Annotated in this window: 22 protein-coding genes and 1 riboswitch; of the genes, 15 read left to right on the top strand and 7 right to left on the bottom strand. The window is 68.5% G+C overall.

What is annotated here, in order from left to right; all coding sequences use genetic code 11:
• The first annotated feature begins 269 nt into the window (after positions 1–269).
• From TR33_RS03190 to TR33_RS03180, 3 genes are all read left to right on the top strand, one after another.
• Positions 270–1163, top strand: coding sequence for a DMT family transporter (locus TR33_RS03190; RefSeq protein ID WP_199806091.1), 894 nt, complete (start codon positions 270–272; stop codon positions 1161–1163).
• Between the two features lie 46 nt (positions 1164–1209).
• Positions 1210–2433, top strand: coding sequence for a glycosyltransferase (locus TR33_RS03185; protein WP_042281209.1), 1224 nt, complete (start codon positions 1210–1212; stop codon positions 2431–2433).
• 105 nt (positions 2434–2538) lie between these two features.
• Positions 2539–2868, top strand: a complete 330-nt coding sequence (locus TR33_RS03180) for a hypothetical protein (protein WP_014910970.1) — start codon at positions 2539–2541, stop codon at positions 2866–2868.
• A 93-nt stretch (positions 2869–2961) separates the two neighbouring features.
• On the opposite strand, the gene TR33_RS03175 is transcribed toward TR33_RS03180, so the two are convergent.
• Complete coding sequence (locus TR33_RS03175) at positions 2962–3912, bottom strand: LysR family transcriptional regulator (protein WP_014908420.1); 951 nt, start codon at positions 3910–3912, stop codon at positions 2962–2964.
• 149 nt (positions 3913–4061) lie between these two features.
• Between TR33_RS03175 and TR33_RS03170 the strand changes: the two genes are divergently transcribed.
• Positions 4062–5390, top strand: a complete 1329-nt coding sequence (locus TR33_RS03170; protein ID WP_014911662.1) for a pyridoxal phosphate-dependent aminotransferase — start codon at positions 4062–4064, stop codon at positions 5388–5390.
• 130 nt (positions 5391–5520) lie between these two features.
• Here TR33_RS03170 and TR33_RS03165 read toward each other — a convergent pair whose 3' ends face one another.
• Positions 5521–6720, bottom strand: coding sequence for a glycosyltransferase family 4 protein (locus TR33_RS03165; RefSeq protein WP_042281206.1), 1200 nt, complete (start codon positions 6718–6720; stop codon positions 5521–5523).
• A 216-nt stretch (positions 6721–6936) separates the two neighbouring features.
• Here TR33_RS03165 and TR33_RS03160 point away from each other — a divergent pair, with 216 nt between their 5' ends.
• Together TR33_RS03160 and TR33_RS03155 are read left to right on the top strand one after the other, a co-directional pair.
• Entirely contained in the window at positions 6937–7188 is a 252-nt protein-coding gene (locus TR33_RS03160; protein ID WP_017534246.1) for a DUF6457 domain-containing protein, read from the top strand.
• A 203-nt stretch (positions 7189–7391) separates the two neighbouring features.
• Entirely contained in the window at positions 7392–8810 is a 1419-nt protein-coding gene (locus TR33_RS03155) for an alanine/glycine:cation symporter family protein (RefSeq protein ID WP_042281203.1), read from the top strand.
• Positions 8811–9110: 300 nt separating this feature from the next.
• Here the strand turns inward: TR33_RS03155 and TR33_RS26535 are convergent, their stop codons facing one another.
• The 3 genes from TR33_RS26535 to TR33_RS03145 form a co-directional block, all read right to left on the bottom strand.
• Positions 9111–9686 (bottom strand): hypothetical protein, encoded by a 576-nt coding sequence (locus TR33_RS26535; protein WP_159068764.1) that lies wholly within the window; start codon positions 9684–9686, stop codon positions 9111–9113.
• Positions 9687–10921: 1235 nt separating this feature from the next.
• Complete coding sequence (locus tag TR33_RS03150) at positions 10922–11347, bottom strand: NUDIX hydrolase (RefSeq protein WP_042281200.1); 426 nt, start codon at positions 11345–11347, stop codon at positions 10922–10924.
• Complete coding sequence (locus TR33_RS03145) at positions 11340–12086, bottom strand: GntR family transcriptional regulator (protein ID WP_042281198.1); 747 nt, start codon at positions 12084–12086, stop codon at positions 11340–11342. The genes TR33_RS03150 and TR33_RS03145 overlap by 8 nt, the downstream gene beginning before the upstream one ends.
• 175 nt (positions 12087–12261) lie before the next feature.
• Between TR33_RS03145 and TR33_RS03140 the strand changes: the two genes are divergently transcribed.
• From TR33_RS03140 to TR33_RS03105, 9 genes are all read left to right on the top strand, one after another.
• Complete coding sequence (locus TR33_RS03140; protein WP_013151645.1) at positions 12262–12594, top strand: SCO3933 family regulatory protein; 333 nt, start codon at positions 12262–12264, stop codon at positions 12592–12594.
• 117 nt (positions 12595–12711) lie between these two features.
• On the top strand, positions 12712–14052 hold the full coding sequence (locus tag TR33_RS03135) for an FtsK/SpoIIIE domain-containing protein (protein WP_042281194.1): 1341 nt from the start codon (positions 12712–12714) through the stop codon (positions 14050–14052).
• 116 nt (positions 14053–14168) lie between these two features.
• Positions 14169–14867: a DUF2637 domain-containing protein gene (locus tag TR33_RS03130; RefSeq protein WP_042281192.1), complete on the top strand. Its 699-nt coding sequence runs from the start codon at positions 14169–14171 to the stop codon at positions 14865–14867.
• A gap of 107 nt (positions 14868–14974) precedes the next feature.
• The gene (locus tag TR33_RS03125; RefSeq protein WP_042281190.1) at positions 14975–15106 is read left to right on the top strand and encodes a molecular chaperone DnaJ; all 132 of its coding nucleotides are present in this window, start codon (positions 14975–14977) and stop codon (positions 15104–15106) included.
• Positions 15107–15767: 661 nt separating this feature from the next.
• Positions 15768–16178 (top strand): DUF3307 domain-containing protein, encoded by a 411-nt coding sequence (locus TR33_RS03120; protein ID WP_042281188.1) that lies wholly within the window; start codon positions 15768–15770, stop codon positions 16176–16178.
• Positions 16175–16342: a hypothetical protein gene (locus TR33_RS26530; RefSeq protein WP_159068763.1), complete on the top strand. Its 168-nt coding sequence runs from the start codon at positions 16175–16177 to the stop codon at positions 16340–16342. Before TR33_RS03120 ends, TR33_RS26530 begins: the two co-directional genes overlap by 4 nt.
• A gap of 103 nt (positions 16343–16445) precedes the next feature.
• Positions 16446–17855, top strand: a complete 1410-nt coding sequence (locus tag TR33_RS03115; RefSeq protein ID WP_042281186.1) for a replication initiator — start codon at positions 16446–16448, stop codon at positions 17853–17855.
• Positions 17852–18028: a helix-turn-helix transcriptional regulator gene (locus tag TR33_RS03110; protein WP_042281185.1), complete on the top strand. Its 177-nt coding sequence runs from the start codon at positions 17852–17854 to the stop codon at positions 18026–18028. The genes TR33_RS03115 and TR33_RS03110 overlap by 4 nt, the downstream gene beginning before the upstream one ends.
• Positions 18029–18037: 9 nt before the next feature.
• Positions 18038–19252 (top strand): tyrosine-type recombinase/integrase, encoded by a 1215-nt coding sequence (locus tag TR33_RS03105; RefSeq protein ID WP_042281184.1) that lies wholly within the window; start codon positions 18038–18040, stop codon positions 19250–19252.
• Positions 19253–19291: 39 nt separating this feature from the next.
• Here TR33_RS03105 and thiD read toward each other — a convergent pair whose 3' ends face one another.
• Together thiD and TR33_RS03095 are read right to left on the bottom strand one after the other, a co-directional pair.
• Positions 19292–20095, bottom strand: a complete 804-nt coding sequence (thiD, locus tag TR33_RS03100) for a bifunctional hydroxymethylpyrimidine kinase/phosphomethylpyrimidine kinase (protein ID WP_042281183.1) — start codon at positions 20093–20095, stop codon at positions 19292–19294.
• A riboswitch (TPP riboswitch) is annotated at positions 20084–20184 on the bottom strand. It overlaps the preceding gene by 12 nt.
• 64 nt (positions 20185–20248) lie before the next feature.
• Complete coding sequence (locus tag TR33_RS03095; RefSeq protein ID WP_193789603.1) at positions 20249–21178, bottom strand: DUF368 domain-containing protein; 930 nt, start codon at positions 21176–21178, stop codon at positions 20249–20251.
• Positions 21179–21332 lie beyond the last annotated feature (154 nt).

Below are 21332 nucleotides of genomic sequence, written 5' to 3'. Positions count from 1 at the left end.
GTAGGGACAGAGGACCGATGTCGGCGTCGCCGAAACGCGATCGCGCGCCGAACGCCCTCGCCCGGTGGTCGGGTCTACCCCTCTCTCCGAGGTGGGGGTGACACGACCGAGGAGACGGGGGCTGACGTTATCGCCTGCTCACGGCCCCGACCGTACTGTTCTGGCCATACCCGTTCTTCTGTCGGACACGGGCGCGACCGAGTGGTGGGGGTACCGGGGATGCGGGGAACGCGGGAGACCGTTCCGAGCGGGGCGGGACGGTGGCGCTGATGGTGTGGTCCGTGCTCATCGCCATGGTGGGCGCCTTCAGTCTGGCGTTGGGTTCGGCCCTCCAGGAACGCGACGCCGTCCGGGCTCCGGGGGAACAGGTGGCCCGCGCGGGTTTCCTCCTCCACCTGTTGCGCCAACCGCGCTGGCTCGTGGGGACCGGGGCCGCCGCGCTGGGCGCCTCTCTGCACCTGGTGGCGCTCAGTGGAGCCCCGCTCACCATCATCCAGCCCATCGGGGTCACCGGCCTGCTGTTCGCCATCGTGCTGTCGGCGTTCTTCAACCGTCAGCGTGTCCGCGTCTCGCAGATCGTCGCGGGCGTGGCGGTGATGATCGGCCTGGCCGGTGTGCTGTCGCTGTTCCCGCACAGCTCCCGGCCCCCCGTCATGTCGACGGGGACCGGTCTGGCGCTGGCCGGCACCATCATCGCCTTCGGGGCGATCGTCTACCTCACCGCCCGTTGGATGCCCAGCGGGGCTCGGGCGCTCGCCCTGGCCCTGGCGGGTGGCGCCGCGCTCGGAACGACCTCGGGCCTGGCCCGGGTGATCACCGCCGGGGCCGTGACCGATCCGCTGCGGCTGTTCGACTGGCTCACCCTGATGGCCGTGGTGACCGCGGTCTTCGGGGCCCTGCTCCTACAGAACGCCTACCGGACCGGCCACTTCGCCGCCGCCTACGCGACCCTGCTCATCGCCGACCCGGTGGTCGGGGTGGGGATCGGGGCCCTCCTGCTCGGAGAAGGGGTGCCCGGAACGCTCGCAGCCCAGGTGGGAGCCGGGATCTTCGCGCTCACGGCGATCCTGGGGACGGTGAGCCTGGCCCGTTCCCGACATCGCAACCCGGAGGCACCGGGGCGCGCGACCACCACCGTCACCAGGCGGCACCGACCGCGGTGACCCCCGACCGAACGTCAGGACCACGTCGTACGAAGGAGTGCCCGTCATGGCCCAGTCCGTCCGTCCTCTGAACGTGCTCATCGCCTCGGACACCTACCCGCCCGACGTCAACGGCGCCGGGTACTTCACCCATCGTCTCGCCGAGGGGCTGGCCGAGCGCGGGCACCACGTCCACGTACTCTGCCCCTCGGACGAGGGGGACCCCTACGTGACGGTGAACGGGGCGGTCACCGAGCACCGGCTGCGTTCGGCCCCGATCCCCTTCCAACAGCACATGAGAGCGGCCCTGCCGTTGGGCATGGGCGGTCACATCGCCCGTCTCCTCGGTCGGCTGGACCCCGACGTCGTCCACACCCAGAGCCATTTCACGCTCAGCCGTTCGGCGCTGCGTCGGGCCCGCGCGGTGGGGATCCCGGTCCTGCTGACCAACCACTTCATGCCGGACAACCTGTACGCGCACGCCCGGGTGCCGCGGCCGATGCAACGGGTCGCGGGCGCGGCGGCCTGGCGGGACATGGTCCGGGTGGCGGCCGAGGCCGACCACGTGACCACGCCGACCCCGCGCGCCGCCGAACTCCTGAGGGAGAAGGGATACGCGCGGGAGGTCGAGGCGATCTCGTGCGGGATCGACCTGGAACGTTTCCATCCCCGACCCCGCGACCGTGCTCGGGCGCGGCTCCGTTTCGGTCTTCCCGACCGTGACACGGTGGTCTTCGTCGGCCGGCTGGACGAGGAGAAGCGGATCGGCGACACGGTCCGCGCGTTGGCGAGGATCGTTCCGGAGCGGGACGCGCAGTTGGTCCTGGCGGGGACGGGGCAGTGCGAGGAGGAGCTGCGCGCGCTCGCGGCCGGTCTCGGTGTGGGTGACAGGGTGTTCTTCCTGGGCTTCGTCCCCGACGAGGATCTGCCGTTGGTGTACGCGGCGGCGGACGCGTTCGCGATCGCGGGGGTGGCCGAACTGCAGAGCATCGCCACGTTGGAGGCGATGTCGACGGGGCTGCCGGTGGTGGCCGCCGACGCGATGGCGTTGCCGCACCTGGTGGAGGAGGGGCGCAACGGCTTCCTCTTCCCGCCGGGCGACGACGCTCTGTTGGCGGAACGGCTGGTCACGGTGCTCGGCCCGGAGCGGGCGAGGTTCGGGGCGGCCAGTCGGGAGATGGCCTTGGGCCACGATCACCGGCGCTCTCTCGAACGCTTCGAGCGGGTCTACGAGGGTCTGATGGGGCGGGGGACGCTCAGGGCGTCCTCACACCGTTCTCTGGTCGCCTGAAAGCGGTGGATTCCTCAGAAAGTGGACAAACACACCTTAGGCCACTTTCCGTATTCTTTGCGTAGCCATCGGTGATCTTGGGGCACATCGGGAAACACACAGGTTGTGTGGTTCGAAGGCATCAGTGGACAGGTAGGCCTCGGCCGGAGCGCCGCGGGCGTGAACGCGACGGAGGGTCTCGACGAGCGGCTGCACAGCGCCGAACGCGAGGCGGGTTCCCACGAGCGTGACATGTCGTCGTTCGAGCGCGAACGCATCGACCTGGAACATCGGGTGAGCCGGATGGAGGCTGAACTGGAGTCCCTGCGCAAACGAAGACTGGAAGTCTACGCGCGTTGGTGGAACGCCCGTGACGATCGGGATCGGGCCCGCCACGTCTGTCGCCGACTTCGCAAGAAGATCGACAAGGCGCGCAAACGGGGAGGCGAGGGATGAGGGCGCCGCGCTCGGCGCCCGTCCCCGAACCCGATCGTCGAACGTGACACGTCCTCCGAGACGCGTCGCGTTCGATGTCGTGCGCCCTGCCCCTCAGTAGGGGAGCTCCTCTCCGGAGGGCAGAGGGTCGATCTCCCCCTCCACGTCCCGCGCCGCCTGCCTGAGCGCCTCCAGGGTCACCCGAACCGAGGGGCGACGTAGGGAGGCCGGTCGCAGCACCGCGTACAGGTGCCGGACCGGAGGCGAGGGCAACCGACGGTAGACCAGCCCCGCCGGCGCGCCCACCATCGCCAACGCCGGGACCGCGGCGATACCGATCCCGTTCGAGACCAGGCTCAGGATCGTGCCCAGCCCCTCGAACTCCCATGTGGCAGCGGGCAGGCCGCCGACCTCGGAGAACAGGGAGTCCGTGCCGTATCGGGAACGCTCTCCCGCCGGGGCCACGATCCACGATTCCCCCAACAGTCGGTCCAGTACCAAGGGCACGTCCGGGTCGGCCAGCCTGTGGTCCTCCGGGACCGCCAGCACCATCGGATCCCGCAACAGGTGGACGTGGCGCAGCCCGCTGTCGGGCCCTCGCCCCGGGTCCTGCCCGGTCCAATCGTCGATGATCGCGATGTCGACCTCGCGTGAACGCACCTTCTGGGTGCCGGTGGCCAGAAGGGTCTGACGCAGGATGAGCTGCATGCCCTCGTGTCGCCGGAGCGGGGGAGCCAACCGGGGGGCGAAGGCCACCGCGGCGGTCGGGAAGGCGGTGACGGTCACCACCCCCAGAGCGATGTCCGCCTGTTCGGCGAGGACGGACTCGGTCGCCTCCACCAGGGCCAGAATCTCCTCCGCCTGGGTGACCAGCAACCGCCCGGCGTCGGTCAGTTCGGCCCCTCTCGGAGAGCGGTCCAAGAGCGCGACCCCCGTCTCCCGTTCGAGCGTGGCCAACTGCTGGGAGACGGCCGAAGGCGTGTATCCGAGGGCGTTCGCGGTCGCGACGATGGTGCCTCGAACGCTGAACTCACGGAGCAATTGGAGACGACGGAGATCGAGCATAAGGACATCTTATGCTCAGCATCGAAAAGACTCGCTTGTACTGATGGCGATTCCGGGGGAGGGTGAGGGTCAAAGGTCGTCCGCCCAGCGGATCACCGGTTCGAACAGGGGCTCAGCGCCTTAATCGATCAGTCGGAGATGAGTCGTCCATGACCGTCACTGTGTCCGCCACCCTCGCCGTCAACGAAGCTCTCAACGACAAGCGCCGCCAGGGGGTGCGTGTTCTGCCGCTCGGCTTCGGGGAGGCCGGGTTGCCGGTGCACCCGGTCATGCGGGACCGCCTCTCCGCCGGAAACGGGGCCAACGCCTACGGTCCCGTCGCCGGATCGGCCGCCCTGCGCGAGGCCGCCGCCGGTTACTGGGAACGTCGGGGACTGCCGACCGACCCCGGCATGGTCATCGCCGGTCCCGGAAGCAAGCCCCTGCTCTACAGCCTCCTGCTGGAGATCGGTGGGGACACCGCCATCGCCGCGCCCAGTTGGGTCAGCTACGCCGCGCAGAGCCGCCTGGTGGGACAGCGCCCCATCATGGTCCCGACCGCCACCGGCCAGGGCGGCGTACCCCAGCCCGACCTCCTGCACGCCGCCGTCACCGACGCCCGTGAGCAGGGACGTACGGTCAACGCCGTCGTCGTCACCGTCCCGGACAACCCGACCGGCACCGTCGCCTCGGCCGAGACCGTCCGCCGCCTCGCCGAGGTCGCCCGCGAACTCGATCTCGTCATCATCTCCGACGAGATCTACCGCGACCTGGTCCACCTCGGCCCCGAGGGCGAGGACCGCGTCGTCGTGCACAGCCCCGCGGAGTACGCGCCCGAGCGCACCGTCATCTCCAGCGGCCTGAGCAAGAACCTGGCCCTGGGCGGCTGGCGGATCGGCGTCCTGCGCCTGCCGGACTCCGAGATCGGCCACCGTCTGCGCGGGGGCCTGCTCGGGGTGGCCAGCGAGATCTGGTCGAGCCCCGCGGCCCCCGTCCAGGAGGCCGCGTCGTACGCCTTCACCGAGCCGGACGAACTCGTCGACCACATCGACCGCAGCCGCCGCCTGCACGGCATCGTGGCCCGCGCCGTCACCGACGTCTTCACCCGGGCCGGTGCCACGGTCGCCGCGCCGACCGCCGCCTTCTACCTCTACCCGGACTTCGAGCCTCTCCGCGAGCGTCTCGCGGAGCTGCACGGCGTGACCACCGGCCCCGGGCTCACAGGCCTGCTGCTGGAGCGGTACGGCATGGGCGTCCTGCCCGCGGTCGAGTTCGGAGAGAGCACCGACGCCCTGCGCATGCGGGTCGCCACCAGCCTTCTCTACGGCGAGTCCGAGGAGCGTCGTTACGCGGCCCTGTCCGCGCGTGACCCGCTGGCCCTGCCGTGGGTCCGCGCCCACCTGACCCGCCTGTCCGAGGTGCTCGACTCGGTGCTCTCCGAGAGCCCGAAGCACGCCTCCACCGTCATCCCGGTCCGCCGCGAGGTGGCCCGGGCCTGAAGCGATCCGGTCGGTCTCCGACCGGTTCGTGGATGTGCCGCCGCGTTTTAAGGGGGCGCGGCGGCAACCCCGAACGGGTCCCTCCCCATATCTCTCCCGGGGAGGGGCCCGTTTCGTCGTTCTCGAGCGGTCAGGGCTCCCTGCGCGAGGGGAGCGGCTCTCCGGCCAGTTCACGGCTGGGGGCGATCACCGACCTGTAGTGCTCGATCAGCTCCTCGTTGATCGCCTCCCATGTCCGGTGGGCGACCGAGGGACGTGCCGCGGCGGCCATGGACGCCCGCACCGCCCGGTTGTGCGCCAGCCGGCCCACCGCCACCCTCAACTCCCGTACCGAGTCGGGCGCGTACAACAGCCCGTTGAGCCCGTCGGTCACCAGATCCAGTGGTCCGCCGGTGGCCGGGGCGACCACGGGCACCCCTGAGGCCAGGGCCTCCTGGACCGTCTGGCAGAACGTCTCGTCGGCCCCGGTGTGCACGAACACGTCCAGGGCCGCGTACAGACGCGAGAGGTCGTCTCCGGTGCGTCGTCCGGTGAACACCGCGTCCGGCAGGAGACGGCGCAGCCGGGGGAGGTCGGGGCCCTCCCCGACCACGACCAGGCGGATACCGCGCAGTCGGGCGACGTGGGCGAGCAGCTCCACCCGTTTGTCCTTGGACAGACGACCGACGTATCCCACGAGCGTCCGTCCGTCCGGGGAGAGCCTGCGGCGCAATTCCTCGGAACGGTGACCGGGGGAGAAGCGCACGGTGTCCACCCCGCGTCGCCACAGTGCCAGCCGGGGGAAGGAACGCGCGGAGAGGGCCTCCATCGTGGCGGAGGAGGGGACCAGGGTGCGGTCCACCGCAGAGTGGGTCCTGTGCAACAACGACCAGAGGCCGCCGGTCCAGGGCAGCCCGTAGCGGCCGGCGAAACCGGCCAGGTCGGTCTGGAAGACGCCGACGGTCGGCAGCGCCCAGCGGCGGGCCACCTCCACGGCGGTGGCGCCGAAGACGGTGGGGGAGGCCAGGTGCACCACGTCGGGGCCGAAGGAGCGCAGGGCCGCGGTCATCGTGCGGAGGAAGGGCAGCCCGACCGCGAAGTCGCGGTAGACGGGCAGGGGGACGGCGGGCATACGCACGACGGGGAGACCCGCGTACGAGGACGGTCCGCGGCCGGGCGCCAGGATGACGGCCCGGTGGCCTCGGGCGGACAGATGCTCGGCCACACGGCACACGGAGTTGGTGACCCCGTTGACCTGGGGGAGGAAGGATTCGGTCACGATGGCCACCCTCAGGGGACGGCCGTGATCGGTGGTCGGGGGGAGGACGGTGAGCGGGGTGGTGGGGGACATGCGAACGGGCTCCCAACGCCGGGTTCTCGCTGTCCACGACGCTAGGCTCGGCGGGTGAACCGGGGACGCTTCCCGGACGAACCCGGTCCGAAGGCGGGGCGTGGGTTCGACGAGCAGGGGGTGACGTGGCCGGTACGGGCGGTCGTCCTCCGTATGACCCCGCACATCGCTATCATCACTTTATGTAGTCAAAAGAACGCTCTAGGGAGTTGATCGGTGACCCTCCAGGAATGGACGGAACTGGTACGCGAGGAACTCGGCGCGGCCGGAGGCGAGCCGCTCCACAAGGCCGACGTCGACCGTGTCCTCGACCTCGCGCGGGACGCGGCGCACTCCGTGGCACGCCCGGCCGCGCCGCTCACGACCTACCTGCTCGGTGTGGCCGTAGGTCGAGGTGTCGACCCCGAGGTCGCCGCGGACGCGCTCACACGTCTGGCGTTGGAGCAGGTCGAGGGCGGAAAGGACTGAACGGGACAAGATGGCGGGAGCCGGGATCGACGCGACGAAACGTTCATGTGGAACACATGTGACGTGTTCGTTACGCGTCGGTGCCATTCTGTGCCGATATCGCGCAGCGCTCGCCAGTGCCGACGTGACCACGAGAGCGTCGGTTCCCCCGCTTCGTCGCCGGTCCTCTCGACCCCGCACACTCACCGAAAGGGAGCTCCCCTGTGGACCAACTCCTTGAGATGGCCGATCTCGTCAGCGGCATCATCTGGGGACCCTTCGTCCTCATCCCGCTGCTGCTGGGGGTCGGTGTCTTCCTCACCGTCCGGCTGGGACTCATCCAGCTCATCCGCCTCCCGCACGCGATGTGGTTGGCCTTCGTCCGCCGCAAGGAGGACGCGTCCGTCGAGGGCGACATCTCGCACTACCAGGCCCTGAGCACCGCCCTGGCCGCCACCGTCGGCGTCGGCAACATCGCGGGCGCGGCGTTGGCCATCGGTATCGGCGGCCCGGGGTCCCTGTTCTGGATGTGGGTCATCGGCATCTTCGGGATGGCGACCAAGTACAGCGAGGCCCTCCTGGGGGTGAAGTACCGTCGCGCCGACGCCAAGGGCGAACAGAGCGGCGGTCCGATGTACTACCTCAAGTACGGCATCAAGGGCGGCCTCGGCACCACCCTCGGGGTGGCGTTCGCGGTCTTCGGCGCCATCGCCGCCTTCGGCATCGGCAACGGTACCCAGGCCAACACCCTGACCCAGCAGGTCACCAGCGTGACCCCGCTGCCGGCCTGGCTCGTCGGTCTGCTCCTCATGATCATCGCCGGTTCCGTCATCCTCGGCGGGATCAAGAGCATCGGTCGGGTCGCCTCCGCGCTCGTGCCGATCATGATCATCGGCTACGTGGGCATCTGCCTGCTCGTGCTCGCGGTGAACTGGGCCGCCCTGCTGCCCGCGCTCCAGCTGGTCTTCTCCGACGCCTTCACCGGGACCGCCGCCACCGGCGGCTTCGCGGGCGCCGGCATCATGCTCGCCATCCAGATGGGCTTCGCCCGCGGCATCTTCTCCAACGAGTCCGGGCTGGGCACCGGCGGTATCGCCGCGGCCGCGGCCAAGACCACCCAGCCGGTCCGTCAGGCCATGGTCTCCATGACCCAGACCTTCATCGACACCATCATCGTGGTGAGCATGACCTGCATGGTCATCATCGTCACCGGTGTGTGGCAGACGGACAACGCGGGTGACGGCTCGCTGCTCACCTCTCGGGCCATGTCCGAGGGCCTGAGCGTCATCGACCCCGCCCTCGGCGCGGCCGGTACCTACATCGTCGCGATCTCCGTCGGCGTGTTCGCCTTCAGCACCCTGCTGGGCTGGGCCTACTACGGTGAGCGCTGCGTGGAGTTCCTCGGCGGCCGTAAGTTCGTGCTGCCCTACCGGCTCGTGTTCATCGCCATCATCTACGTCGGTTCCGTCGCCAGTCTCGACGCCGTCTGGCTGTTCAGCGACATCGCCAACGGTCTGATGGCGTTGCCGAACCTCGTGGGTCTGCTCCTGCTCTCCCCGGTCATCGTCGCCGAGACCAAGAAGTTCTTCGGTCACCCGAACTGGCGGGACCCCGACGCGGTCATGGAGGACGTCCGAAGCTAGGACGCCTCCCGACACGATGAGAGGACGCGGAGGGGGCCGGCTCCATGTGGAGCCGGCCCCCTCCGCCGTCATCGGCGGTCGTCTACCACCAGGCGTGGAAGTGAACCAGGGGAGTGGCCTACCTGGGGCCTTCGGTTCGTTGAACCGGTGAGCTGGGCTTTCGCCTGCTCGCCGGTTCTCGCTGTTTCTCGGCTCTGCCCGTCCCCGTGTGCGCCCGATGTGCGCCGCCGCAGGGTGGTGGCCGGAGCGTGAGAGCAGGAAAAAGAAACCCTGGCCTACGCCAATCTCAAATAATTGACCTTAGGCAATACTCAAGTTCTTAATCTCTGCATAGGCAGAACTCGCGACATCAGCATAGGCCATGGCCTCGCCCACTGTGGGCTCCTCCCTGCCGTGTGCGATGCTATTTCTCGTCCTGCGCAAACTATCAAGATGCCTAGAAAGCTCATAGGTGAATATATTGTCTACACCCAACTGCCGCAATATGTCAACGGTGCGCCTTGGGTTTTCGACTTCCACTCCCCTGGCTTTGCACAAATCCACTAGGGCCTGCTCAATGCGCCTCCAGGACTCAATTACCGCCGCCGAAGGAGAGTGCTCCGCTATTGGGGCAACTTCTTCATAGAGATTGGCAGGAGGGTAAGACTGCTCCGGCTCATGCTTCTCCTGAGGCAAGGATGAGAGTGCTTGCTGCTGCTCCTCAAGCTCCTTGACTCCTTGGCCAAATTCAGCATCCCCAATGGGACTCTTGATGAATTTGACATTCGCAATAAGCTCAGATATTGGCTTGCGGAATATCATGAAGATAAAGAATACTACGACCGGCCATGAAATCAGGTAGCCAATAACGGAAGAAGAGAACTCTATCCAATTCACACGGGGATTGTACACCCAGGGGGACGAGAAGCCCAGCAGATGTAATGCTATATGCCCAAACGAGAAGAAAGTCACCATAAAGTGTCCATGCGACTACGTGAGTGCTATGCAGCTAGAAGCGAGGATCTCTCGACAAAGAAGAGTGGCCTCTTTACGCCAGGCACCTTGTACTCGTGAGCGCTAGCCCACCTCTCTTTCAATCTCCGCCCTTCCCCTCTTCTCTGCCTTCTGCGCTCCCCTGAGGCCCTGCTTCCTGGTGTCCTACGCCCGTCACCCGCTGCCCTGGCCTGGTTCTCTGGAACCCGCACGCCCCGGCCTTGCCGCCTTGTCGGTCCAGTCCACCCCTTGGTCCCTGGACTTTTGCTGCCCTTGGTTCGACCCCCTGGGACGAACGCCGTGCCCGACCTCTTGGGCACGGCGGGGCGCGCGAGGACGCGCCGCGCGGGACGCAGGCGAGCGCGGACGCGGCGCGCCTACCGCCGGACACCCGTCAGGGTGTCCAGCAACCGCGCTTGCGCACTCTTGGTTGCTCGGTACATCAAAACGCTCGCACTGATCCGCCGGAGAGAATCCCCGGTGGTTCATGCCCCGCGACACCCGCGTGCCTCACGCCCTGGTCCTCGCGCTCGTCCCCTGAAACACCCCGCCGGCCCCCGCGTCCTGACTCCCGCGTTCGCCCCATCATCCCCGGCCCGGCCTGCCTCATCCGCTTCGCGCTTCGACCCGTCCGGGTCGAATCAGCAAAGGAACCAGGCCCACCCCCTGCCTCCCCTTCCCCCACCACGCTCCCGCCCCGCCCCTCTTCCCGTCACCCTTCGTCCACGCGCAGCGCAACCGCGCCACCCAGGGGCCACAAGGTGGAGCGCCCCACTGTCCGAACGACCTTGTGGCCCCTGGGTGGTGTGGTAGGTCCTTGACTGGACGACGGGTGAAAGGGGAGAGGGGCGCACCACCACAGCAGACCTGCACCGTGCGCAGCCACCCCCGCTTCCTGGAGCCCGGAGTCCCCGCCGGAGGCAGTGTTCTCGCCGTGGCGACCGCGGGGCCGCAGCCGCCAGCAACGCGCTCGGCCATTTGCCCTCCTGGCCGCGTCCCGCACCCGACCGCCCAGTTCAGCCGAAGGCTGCCCCGCACCGCAGGTGCGGGCTTGAAGACGTAAGGAAACTTCTCATCACCCGGGTTCGGGCATGAAGAAACCCGGAAGACTCCAAGGTCCTCCGGGCTCCTTCTCTGGTTCACACCAGATTCGTACCGTCGTGGCAGCGGATGAACGGGCCGTCATCCCGCAGGGCGTCCAAGACACGAATCAGCCTCGCTTCCGGCATCCGCTCCCGTGCCTCCTCAACGGAGATCCACCGTGCGATCACGGCTTCATCCGATGGCCTCGGATCCCCGCTTTCGACCTCACAGGAGATCGCCATGCTCACCACACCGAGCGGCATGTTCTTGTAGACCCCGATGAGGTTGCCCGGCCTCACCTTCACGCCGGTCTCCTCGAAGACCTCGCGCACGACTCCTTCCCGAGGATCCTCGTGCAGCTCCAGAACGCCCCCAGGTGGAACCCAACGGTCGTCATCCTGGCGCTGGATCGCGAGGACTTGGCCATCGTCATTGAAGACCACACCTGTCACGCTGACCGAGTGGCGCGGTAGTTCACTCATGGGCGTTCCACTCGTAGGTCAGGGCCCACTGGGTGGCGGGGAAGACGTTGAACGTCACGTCCACTGGCTTCTCATCCTGGTCGTAGGCGGTGCGCACGACTTCAAGGACGCTGGTGCTCTCAGTGATGCCGAAGAACGTCGTTTCTTTCTCGGTGGGGCGGCGAACTTCAATACGCTCTTGGAAGCGCGTCACCTTGTGGCCGCGCTGGGCCAACCGCTCATACATCCCTGTGGGGTTGGTGTCAGTGCCGGTGATGTCCAGAGAACCGGCGGCACTGAGCGGGATGTGGGATATAGCGATCTGCATCGGATGGCCCGATCCGAACATGTGCCGCTCGCGCCGGATCACCTGTCCTTCACCCATCTGTAGGTAGGTCGCCACCTCGGCCGACGGGGTGACTACTTCCGGCTTGGCAGCCAAGGGTGTGTGCGGTTCGAGACCGGCCTCGCGCATCGCCTGGGCGAAGCTGCCGCCCTTCCCCTCGTAAGGGGTTCGCCGGACACGCTTGACGGTAGGTACTTCGAGAACCGTGGCGCCCTTACCGTCCTCAACTCGGACTAGGCCTTCGTTCTTGAGCCGTGCGATCGCACGACCGATGGAAGTCTGCGCCAGACCGTACTTGCGAGCCAACTGTGTCTGGCTTGGCAGCTTCTCGCCCGGCGGGTACTTGCCTTGCTTGATGTCGTTACGAAGGCGCTCGGCGACCTGCTCGTAGCGCGACTTCGGCTTCTCCAGCATGTAGCTCTTCCTCCATCGGTCACCTAAAGGCTAGCGGTTCGCTGAAAAGTTACTGGTAGGTAGCTTCTCAATACTTCTTGACGCCTAACCGCTATGTGTTAGGTTCGTGTTAGGTCGACTGCCGCAAGCGGTCAGCCTTCGAGCTACCTAACGCCTAACCGCTAGGAGAGATTCCGTGCGAAGCATCCCTGTGGACACGTCCCAGATGGTCTTCATCGCTGCTGGTTCCCCGCGCCCCAAGGTCAAGGACCGCCAGACCGGCGAGATCAAGTACAACGCCGACGGCTCCCCGATGTGGCAGCTCAAGGTGCTCGCCCAGGTGGAGGACAACGACGCCGAGACGCTGCTGGTCAGCTTTCCGGCCACCAACGCCATCACCGCCCGTCTGGGCACCCCGCTGACCGTGCAGGGCCTGACCGCGATCCCCTGGGAGACCAACGGCCGCCACGGCGTGGCGTTCTCGGCCTCCTCGATCGCGCCCCTGGACCTGCGCAGGGCCGCCGAGTAATGCCCGCCTGCTCGGTGTGTGCGGGCACCGGGGAGGTCCGGCACATGCCCGGTTACCACCTCACCCTGTGCCCGACCTGCCACGGCAAGGGCGAAACCCCCTGAGAGGAGAAGGTTGATGTTCCCCGAGATTTTGTGGGCGGTGCCTCCGGCCGCCGCCGCGGTGCCGCTCTCGGCCGCCGCCTGGCACCACTGGTCGCCCACCACTTGGTCCTATGGCCCCGGCCTGGTCGGCTCCGCGCTGCGGGTCCACCTGACCTGGGAGCACGTGGCGCAGGGATGCGGCCTGTCGCACACCCGCCGCAAGACCAAGGTCAAGGGCGGTATCCAGCGGGTGAGCGTGGAGAAGAAGCCTCGCCTGTACCGGTTCCGCCCCACCCCCTACGGGTTCCGGGTCCGCGCCCGGCTGCACGACGGGCAGACCCCTGACGACTACGCCCAGGCCCTGACCCGGCTCGCGCACGCCTGGCGGGTGGACTCGGTGCGGCTGCGCACCTCCGGCCCCGGATGGGTGGAGCTGGCCGCTTCCCGACGTGACCCGCTGGGCACGGTGACCAACGCCGGACCGCTCGCCGCGGATTGGGAGCTGCTCAAGGTCCGCATGGGCACGCTGGAGACCGGTGACCCGTGGATCATCGACTTCCGCGCGGTGCCGCACTGGCTGATCATGGGCGCCACCCAGTCGGGCAAGTCCACCGACATCAACGCCCTGGTGTACCAACTCGCACCGCAGCCGGTGGCGCTGGCCGGGCTGGACCTCAAGGGCGGGGTGGAGCTGACCCCCTACGCCCGGCGCATGTCCAAGCTGGCCACGACCCGCACCGAGTGCGCGGGGCTGCTCGATGACCTGATGACCATGCTCACCGACCGCATGACGCTGTGCCGTGAGGCGGGGGTGCGCAACATCTGGCAGCTCCCCGAACAGGTGAGGCCCACGCCGGTGGTGACCGTGGTCGATGAGGTCGCGGAACTCTACCTGATGACGGACAAGTCCGAGAAGGACGAGATCGCGCGCACCTCGACTCTGCTGCTGCGCAACGCCCAGCTCGGCCGCGCGTTCGGTCTGTACCTGGTCGTGGCCGGACAGCGGGTCGGCTCCGATCTCGGCCCGGGTGTGACGGCGCTGCGCGCTCAGATCACCGGCCGGATCTGCCACCGGGTCAACGACGGCGAGACCGCCAAGATGGCGCTCGGTGACCTGGCCCCGGACTCGCTGTCGGCCGCGCTGAAGATCCCCGCCGAGATGCCTGGGGTCGCCGTGACCGTGGGAGCGGACGGGCGCTGGTACCGGGGCCGGTCGGACCTGACCACGGAACAGATGGCCGAAGAGGCCTCCGCCGAGTTCGCCCACATGGCTCCGGCCTGGGACCTGCTCGTCGCGGGTGAGGCCCGCACGACCGAAGACCTCGTGCCGGTGGACGCCGTGGACTGGGACCGGTTGGAAGAGGAGCTGTCCTGATGGGCCTCTCCTACTGGTGCTCGCGGTGCTGCAACCCCGCGTACACCAAGACCACCAGCACGAACGAGTGGGTGTGTGAGGACCACTACCGCGAGATCGAGAGGGGGTGGTGAACGGTGAAGCGTTTGGCGTCGCTGTCGGCGGACTGGGCTCCGATCCTGGTCCTGGCCGGAATCGCAGCCGCGGGCTCCTTCACCCATATCCGCGACTTGGCCGAGAAGTCCGGACAGCACGGGTGGATGGCCTGGGCCGTGGCGGTCTCCATCGACTTGACCTGCGTCATGGCCGCCCGGGAACGCCAGCGTGACGCTGCCCGGGGCGTCAAGGACGGGGTGACCTGGCCGACCGTGGTCCTGGTCGGCGCGGTGGTGCTGACCTTGGCCGCGAACCTGGCCACGGCCCAACCCACGGTGTGGGGCTGGATCATGGCCGCCGTTCCGGCCGCCGCGTTCCTGGTCGCGGTCTCGATGCTGGAACGCCGCGCCGCCCACTCGGCCCCGGAGCCGCCAGAGCCTGCGTCTGCTGAACCGGCTTCCTCCGAGCGTGAGGAGTTCCGGGTCACCGAGGTGCACTGGCAGCACACCGAACCCGCCCCGGCTCCCGCGCCCGAACCCCCGCCGGCCCCGGTGGCTCCGGTCCCGCAACCGGCCCCGGCCGCCGTGGAACAGGGTCACCCGCTGGCCTCCTACGCCGCCCAACTGGCGCAGGACTACCGCGTCACCCACGGCCGTGAGATCACCGTGACCGCGCTGCGCTCCCGCCTGGGGGTCTCCGAAACGGTGGCCGCGACCCTGCGCGAACAGATCACCACCTGAGAGGCAGCGAAGCGATGCAATGCCACACCTGCGCGGGAACCGGCGTCAGCCGCACCGGGGACTGCGCGAACTGCAACGGAACCGGCACGACCTGAAAGGCCAACGCCATGAAGACCAAGACCGTGATGTGCCTGGAGTGCTCCGGCACCGGCCGTGTGCTGCTTCAGAAGCTCGGGTTCCTGGTGCGCAAGTACAGCACCTGCCCCACCTGCAAGGGAACCGGGAGGGTGGCGCTGTGATCGACAGCCACCTGTGCTCGTCCTGCTACGGCCACGGCATCACCAGCGAGGGCCACACCTGCGCTGACTGCTCCGGCCTGGGCCACACCCCGACCTGATCCGGTGGGCGGCCTGCTTCCACACACCCGCCGACCCGCCACCCGCTTCGCCTGACCAACCAACCCAACACGCGAGACCGAACGAAGGAGATCACCGTGAACTGCTGGGAGAAGCCCGTCAAGGGCAACGACGACACCAAGCTGACCGTGGGGAGGCCGACCCGATGAGGCACACCGAGACCTGCCGCCACTGCGGACACCCGGTCAGCTACAGCGGCCCCCTCGGCACCGTTCCGGAGCGCTGCTACAGCTGCCCCAAGTCGGCCTAGAACCCGCCCGGCCATCCGGTTGATGGCCATGCCGCCCTACGGGGCGGTGTGGGGACCAACCGGGTCCGTCTGAAACGAACAGGAGGCTCTTCATGGGACGGCTGGAAATCTGTAGCAACTGCGGTGACCTGGTCTATCGCGACGGCACGTCCGACTACCACCCGAACCAGTGCCCCAGTGCCTGAGACCAAGTCCGGGGTGCGGCGCTGCTTCCACACACCCGCCGCACCCCGGTTCACCTACCCAACGAACCCAACACGCGAATGCAAGGAACGAAAGGGGCTCGACCAGCCTATGACATCCAACGCCTTCCCCGCCGTGTTCGCCGCGATGACGGCCGCGCACCACGTGGGTGACTACCTGCTCCAAAACGACCACCAGGCCCAGCACAAGATGGAGTCCTGGACCGCGAACCAGGCGCACGTGGCCAGCTACCACCTGGCTCAGCTCGCCGCCATCGGCCTCACCTCCCGCGCCTTGGGGCTGCGGCTCTCCCCGGCCCGGCTCGCCGCCGGGGTCGCGGTGTCCTGGGTGACGCACTCGGTGATCGATCGCCGCTGGCCGGTGCGCTGGTGGATGACCCGTACCGGCTCCAAGGGCTTCTATGAGGCCGGGGGTGCTCCGCACGTGGATCAGGCCATGCACCACGCGGCCCTGTTCGCCTCCGCGCTCATCGCCACCAGCAGCCCCCAGGACGCCCGGTGAGGTGCCCGCGCTGCCAGAGCAGCAACGTCAAGGACCACACCCGCGACGGCGAACACCTGGGCTCCTCGTGCGGGGACTGCTCCAACACCTGGGTACCGGCGCAGTCCACCACCGTCTTCCTGGACGAGCGCCGCACCCTCAAGAACTGGCGGGGCCGCTCATGACCCGCGCACGCCTGTAACTCCTTCTCCTGGCCCCGGCGACGGCCCTGCTTCCACAACACCAGCCGCGCCGGGGCCTCACCTATCCACGAAAGGCCTCTTCGCCATGCCCGAACCCGAACACGTCGGCGGACTCCTGGGCCCCGCCCTGGCCCGCATCACCGCCCTGGACGAGAACCACCTGGACCGGTGGATCACCCGCGCCCGTGCCCTGCGCGGCTGCGCCTGCCCCGTGCGCCTGACCGGTGAGACCACCCGTGTGGACGCCTCCACCGGGGAACTGCTCTCGCGCTACTCCACCGCCACCGAACCCGGCAACGAACTGCTCATGCGGTGCAAGAACCGGCGGGCTTCGCGCTGCCCCTCCTGCTCGGAGGAGTACCGGGCTGACACCTACCACCTGGTCAAGGCCGGAATCGTCGGTGGGGACAAGGGCGTGCCCACCTCGGTCGGCGTGCACCCCCGGGCCTTCGTCACCCTGACAGCTCCCTCCTTCGGCGCGGTCCACCGCGGCCCCGGCAAGGACGGCCGCACTCGGGTGTGCCACCCTCGCCGCACCGGCGCGGCCTGCTTCACCCACCACCGCGCCGACGACCCCCGCATCGGACAGCCGCTCGACCCGGCCGCCTACGACTACATCGGTCACGTGCTCTGGCACGCCCACGCCGGGGAGCTGTGGCGGCGCTTCACCCTGTACCTGCGCAACCACCTCGCCTCGGCCGCTGGGCTCTCGCGTACGGCCTTCGCCAAGCGGGTACGCATCTCCTACGCCAAGGTCGCCGAGTTCCAGTCCCGGGGCGCGGTGCACTTCCACGCCGTGATCCGGCTGGACGGCTACACCAAGGACCCCACCGGCTGGCCGCCGCCTCCGGTGTGGGCCAGCATGGACATGCTCACCGCGGCCGTGGACTCGGCCGCTCGTGCGGTCTCGCTCACCTCCCCCGAGATTAACGGCCGCACCTGGACCCTGGAGTGGGGTGAGCAGGTGGACGTGCGCCCCATCGAGGACTTCGGCCCCGACCGGGCGTTGACGGACACGGCCGTGGCCGGGTACATCGCCAAGTACGCCACCAAGGCCGCTGAGGACACCGGCACCCTGGACCGGCGTATCCACGACATCGACCACGTGGATATGACCCAGGTGCGCGCGCACGCGGGCAAGCTCATCTACACCTGCTGGCGTCTGGGCAACACGCGCCTGTACCCCCAGCTCGAAGACCTCAAGCTGCGCCAGTGGGCGCACATGCTCGGGTTCCGCGGTCACTTCTCCACCAAGTCGCGCCGCTACTCCACCACCCTCGGTGCGCTGCGTCAGGTACGGGCCGACTACGCCGCCGGGCGCCCCTGGGACACCGAGACCTTCACCCCGCTCCTGGCCCAGGACGAAGAGGACTCCACGCTGACCCTGGGCAACTGGCACTACCTCGGACAGGGCCTCACCCCGGGAGAGTGGGCGCTGGCGTCCTTGGTCGCCGGGATGGGCCGGTCCACTGAAGACGCGGAGGTGGACAGGTGAAGACCCTCGAACGGCTGTGGACCCTGGACGAAACCGCGGCTTACCTCGGCGTCCCGGCCAAGACCCTCTACCAGTGGCGATACCTGCGCACCGGACCGCCATCTCACCGCGTCGGCCGCCACGTCCGCTACGAACCGACCGAGGTCCGCGCCTGGGTCCTGGACCAGGACTGAGGTGCACCAATGCCTGTAGTCGACACCTGGCACAAGACCGTCAAGCTCCCGGACGGCTCGCTTCGACGTGAGAAGTCCGCCTCCTACGGCCGCGGCAAGCGCTGGGCTGCCCGCTACCGGGACGACAGAGGACAGCAGAAGTCCCCGAAGTTCAAGACCAAGCCCGAGGCCGAACGCCACCTGAAGAGGGTGGAAGGCGAACTCCTGCGAGGAACCTATGTGGACCCTGCGGCGGGCAAGGTCACCTTGCGGGAGTTCGCGGACCGATGGCGTGAGGACGTTCTCCACCGGCCGCTGACGGCCTCCCGCATCCTCGGGGAACTGGAGAACCACATCTACCCGGAGTTCGGGCACCGCGGGCTGTCCAGCATCCTTCCCTCGGACGTGCAGCGCTGGGTGACCCGGCTCGGCAAGTCACTGGCCCCGGCCACGGTGGAGAGCATCTACGCCACCCTGCGGGGTGTCTTCGAGGCCGCCGTGCGTGACGACCTACTGACCAAGACCCCCTGCCGGGGCATCCGCCTTCCGGAAAAGCGGAAGACGGCTGAGCCCGTCATGCCGATGGAGACCCTGCGCGAGGTCGTGGACGGCGTTCCCGAACGGTTCAAGGCCGTCGTGCTCTTGGCCGCTGGCAGTGGCCTCCGGCAAGGGGAACTCTTCGGGCTGGAGCTTCACCACCTGGACGTCGAGCACCTGGTGCTGCGCGTGGAACAGCAACTGGTCACCCCGGTGGACAACGTCGCCTACCTGGCACAGCCGAAGAGCCCGGCCAGCTACCGAGACATCCCGCTGACGCGGGAAACCGCGGACATGATGCTCGTCCACCTCGACTCCTTCCCGGCCGGGCCGGTGGAGATCGAGGACCGGACCGACCCCCACAAGCCGCGGCGGCGGACAGCACACCTGCTCTTCACCCTGCCGAACGGTGGTCCCGTCCGCCGCTGGGAGTGGAACAGGGTCCTCACCCCGGCGATGGCCAAAGCGGGGATGCCGAAGCGTTCCGGCCTGCACTCGGTACGGCGCTTCTACGCCTCCCTGCTGATCCGCTACGGCGAGTCGGTCAAGACCGTGCAGACGCGCATGGGCCACAGCTCGGCCGCCATCACGCTGGACGTCTACGCCGGGCTGTGGCCAGACAGTGAGGACCGGACCCGCGAAGCGGTCGCCAGCGGGCTCGGGAATCTCCACAGTGTGCGCCCTGTGTGCGCCGACGACTCCGGCTGATCACGACACCGCAGGTCAACGGGTCCGGGGACGCCGCTGCTACCACCAGGCGTGGAAGTGGTGCACGGGCCCCTGCCCGCCGCCCGCGTCGATCTCCTCCGCGTGGAGCAGGGCCCGGGTGAGCCAGGTCTTGGCGTCGGTGACCGCGGCGGCCATGTCCGGCCTCTGGGGCAGCAGCGCGGCGATCGACGAGGAGAGGGTGCAGCCGGTGCCGTGGGTGTTCCGGGTCGGGACCCGGTCGGCCCGCAGCTCCAGGGGGTCGGAGACGCCGTCCACCAACAGGTCCACGCACTCCTCGCCGGGAAGGTGTCCGCCCTTGAGCAGGACCCGGCGCGGGCCCAGCTTCAGCAGCCGCTCCGCCTGGGAGTACATCGTCGCCAGATCGGTGGCCTCGTCCTCGCCGAGGAGGTCGGCGGCCTCGGGCAGGTTCGGGGTGATCAGGTCCGCGCGGGGGAGCAGCTCCCGGCGGAGCGCCTCCATCGCGGAGCTCTCCAGTAGACGGTCGCCGCTCTTGGCCACCATCACCGGATCCACCACCACGTTCGGCAACCGGTAGCGGTCGATCGCGGCCGCGACGGCCTCGGTGACCTCGGCGGTGGACAGCATGCCCACCTTGACCGCGTGCACGGTCGCGTCCTGGAACAGCGTGTCCATCTGGTCGGTGACGAACGAGGCCGGCACCCCGTGGACCCCGGTGACCCCGCGCGTGGACTGGGCGGTCAGCGCGGTCACCACGCTCATCCCGAAGACCCCGTGGGCGGAGAACGACTTCAGGTCCGCCTGGATACCGGCGCCCCCGCTGGGGTCGCTACCGGCGATGGACACGACGTTGTACGCACTCATGGGCGTTCCTTCGCTAGTACGAACTAGGGCAGGTTCGACGGGTGTGCTCTCAGCCGGTGGAGGAGATTCCGGCACCCCGCGCCTCGCGGGGCCGGACCCCGTGAAGGTGTCCGGCCCCGCCCCGATATGTGTTTTGTGGGCTTGTGTCCGACTCTAGTGGACGGGCATGTCCTCGTACCGTCGGGGGTTCTCGGCCTGGGCCTTCTTACGCTGCTCCCAGACGATCGAGGCCGTGACCACGAGGAAGCCGACCACCATGAAGGTCACCGTGATGGGGATGTCCGTCATCGGCAGGATCTCGCGGTCCTCGCTCTGCCAAGGCCACAGGGCGCGCAGAGAACCGGCCATGAGCCCGGTCAGCACCACCAGGGTGATGTGGTGGTGGTTCTCCAGCAGGAACTGGAGGACCTTCACGAACAACGCCAGGCCGGTGATCATGCCGAGCACGAAGACGCTGATGTAGGGCAGGTCCGCGGCGCGCAGGGCGGCCATGGTGGGCTCGTACAGACCGAGGGCCAGCAGGATGAACGAGCCGGACATGCCGGGCAGGACCAGGGCGCAGATGGCCACCGCGGCGGCGAAGAAGACCACGACCGGGTGCGTGGGCAGGTTGGCGCCCGGCAGGCCCATGATGAGGAACGAGAGGATCGCGCAGACCAGCGCGAGCAGGTAGTGCCAGGCCTTCCAGGTCTTGCCCGCCCCGGTGTAGGGGATCCACAGGCAGGCCAGGACCAGGCCGAAGAAGAGGGCGTAGGCGTACTGGGTGTGGCTCTCGACCAGCGGGGCGATGAGCACCGCGGCCAGGATCAGCGCGACCGCCATACCGATGAGGGCGGGGATCAGCACGGCCCAGTCGACCAGTCGGAACTGCTCCATGGCCCGGTCCTTGCCGCGGCCGCGGGGCACGTCGGTGACGTAACGCTTGATCCCGCTGACCACGTGGCCCGCGCCGCCGATCAGCTTGTCGTAGAGACCGACGATCAGGGCGACGGTGCCGCCGCTGATGCCGGGCAGAGCCTCGGAGGTGCCCACGGCTCCGCCGCGCACCGCGTTGAAGATGTAGGAGCCTACTGAGTTGGCCATGTTGTCGGGCGCTTGCCCCGGGACGACCGGGAAGGGGGCGCCGTCCTCCGTCCTGGTGGTGCCGCCGGTCCCGTGTCCACGGTAGGCCGGCGGAGCAAAAGGGGTACTGGTGGCGCGGCCCACGAGGGAGACCGGGAGGGTCCGATCCCTGGAT

It is taken from the genome of Nocardiopsis alba (assembly GCF_000710955.1).
Lineage (GTDB): Bacteria > Actinomycetota > Actinomycetes > Streptosporangiales > Streptosporangiaceae > Nocardiopsis > Nocardiopsis alba.
Note: the sequence above shows the minus strand (reverse complement) of the source record. Positions and strands in the feature narration are given on the sequence as shown.